This window comes from Bartonella sp. AP21QHHD (assembly GCF_042196205.1).
GTDB lineage: Bacteria > Pseudomonadota > Alphaproteobacteria > Rhizobiales > Rhizobiaceae > Bartonella.
This window is the reverse complement of sequence record NZ_JBHIPT010000068.1, coordinates 1-2,152: the sequence shown is the minus strand read 5'-3', so window position 1 is coordinate 2,152 and position 2,152 is coordinate 1. Positions and strand designations below refer to the sequence as shown.

The following is a 2,152-nucleotide window of genomic DNA, read 5'->3' as shown; positions in this document are numbered from 1 at the left end:
ATCGCTAGCTGTTTTGATAATAAAAGCCGTGTCTTAAAGGACGCGGCTTTTTTGCTATAAAGCAGCCCCCCGCCCCGTTATTTACGCTGCTTTATCATCACCACAAATATCTTCAGAAATTTTTTGATTGCCATTAACCACGGCATTGCCATAAATCTTTACATAGATAGGTGGTGCATAGCCATCTGTACGAGGCTTGCTATAAACCGTTGCCTGATCACAAACCCGTGCATTTCCATAAACCTTTACATGCTCAGAAATAGTAGCCCTGTCATAAACCTGCGCATCATCGTAAATCTCAGAAAATCCATAAATACAAGCATTTCCATAAACGCGTGCATTTCCATAAACCCTGCCAGTTACATGCGCATAATCAGAAACTTTTGCATTATCAGAAATATGACCAAGAAAAGAGACCTGAGCATTATCACAAACAACTGCATTGCCAAAAACATTACCATTAACCATTGCGTTATCACAAATTTTTGCATTATCAGAAATTTTTGCATTATGAAAAACCTGAGCATTGTCACAAACAATAGCGTTGCCTGATATTTTTGCACTTTTATAAACACGTGCATTATTACGCACTTGTGCATTTTCAGAAACAACAGAATCCATAGCAACCATGGCGTTATCATAAACCCAGCAATCACCATCATGTGATAAGCTTTTTTCGTTTTCAATAACGCCACCGAGATCACCTGCTTTAACATCTGCAAAATCTCTTAATGCTCTTATACGACGTACAGTTTTTCCCTCAGGAATACGGTGGATTTCATCTGTGAGTTCATATTTTTTGGATACATTTTTAGTGGTCATAGGTAGCTCCCTAATCTAATATTTAAACAAATTTTTGAATGAAAGAATTTTAAAGAGGGGCGCCCCCGCACCGCCGCTGCTGTCTTATGCTGCTTTTGCAATAGCGTTTGTTAAGACACGCTTGGCTTCTGTCGTAACCAATTTGTAGTGATCAAGCTCTTTTTGTAGATCATTTACATACGATAAACGCGCAGCAATCATTCCCAAAACTTTACCAATTCCCTCAGGAGCTTTTAAACTTTCATAAGAAAATAAATCATTATCTCTAGAGAATAAATCATGATTTTTTGATTGGCTTTTTAATTCATAAAAAGCTTTAACAAGCGCCTTTTTAAATGCACGCACCGTGTCATTATTGCGCATATATGTCATGAGCAAAGTTGCTTGTGATTCATTAAGGATGGCAACTTCTCTCTTTTGTATTCCACCCTTGGTTTCAAAGGGTAGCATTTCAAATGCGACCCTTCCAAGTTCTTCAAAGTCTTTAATATTTTGACGAACCAACTGTATAACTGTTTTGTGCTTATTACCTACACCCTCTGCAATTTTCAAAGAAGTTGTGACAGCAATACCAGCATTGTTGATTGTTACTAAATTGTTCATAGGGAACTCCTACATGTTTAAAATTTCTATTGACACTCTAAAAGAGTGCCGGGCGCTAGAAACACGGCATGTAGTCCGTCGTCACGCCTTTCCCATAAGGGTATTGTATAGCGTAACCACACCCGACAAAATCGTTATATGCCAATAATAGCATAAAAATAAAGCCAAATTTTGAAGCAGGAAAAGATTGTTTCGTAATCTATTCGCTACATGTTTAGTGTTTCTAGCACTTAATGATTCGTTTAACAGAATGACCTTTTAAAGTCAATACGTATTTTTTATTTTTTTCAATTTTTTTCATTTTGATACCTACCTAATTGAATACCAAGTGCTTTCTCTAGCTCGTTGTCTATATCATCATAAGTTTTCACTGCTTTAACTGTACGTTTTTTGATTTCCCTATTCACCTCGTCTATCAACGCTTCGCAACTCAATACGCTTCTTGGCAAATCACCACCGTATATCCAAGCTTTCACTTGCGCCTTGGTACTGTAATCAACATTCTCAGGCATCTCATGATACTGACCACCATCGAATTCCTCATATTCTCTCATACCATCTTCGTATTCATAGAGATTGTAAAAATACTCTGCCACCCCTAATCCCCATGGGGCATGCCCCACCGCCGTTGCAACGAACTTTTTTCCCCCCTTCTGTTTACGTTTTTTTAAAAACATCTGGTTTAATATCCCCTATCTAAATCCATAACTTTACCAATGGGTTTATT

At 37.6% G+C, this 2,152-nt stretch carries 3 protein-coding genes; all 3 read right to left on the bottom strand.

Annotated features, from left to right (window positions below; genetic code table 11):
• Positions 1-81: 81 nt before the first annotated feature.
• A complete protein-coding gene (locus ACFIMC_RS04735; RefSeq protein ID WP_375626935.1) occupies positions 82-822 on the bottom strand; it encodes a hypothetical protein in 741 nt (246 codons plus the stop codon).
• A gap of 84 nt (positions 823-906) precedes the next feature.
• Positions 907-1,425 carry a Rha family transcriptional regulator gene (locus ACFIMC_RS04730; RefSeq protein WP_375635162.1) on the bottom strand — a complete coding sequence of 173 codons (519 nt, stop codon included), beginning with the start codon at positions 1,423-1,425 and terminating at the stop codon, positions 907-909.
• Positions 1,426-1,712: 287 nt separating this feature from the next.
• A complete protein-coding gene (locus ACFIMC_RS04725; RefSeq protein WP_375685674.1) occupies positions 1,713-2,102 on the bottom strand; it encodes a hypothetical protein in 390 nt (129 codons plus the stop codon).
• Positions 2,103-2,152 lie beyond the last annotated feature (50 nt).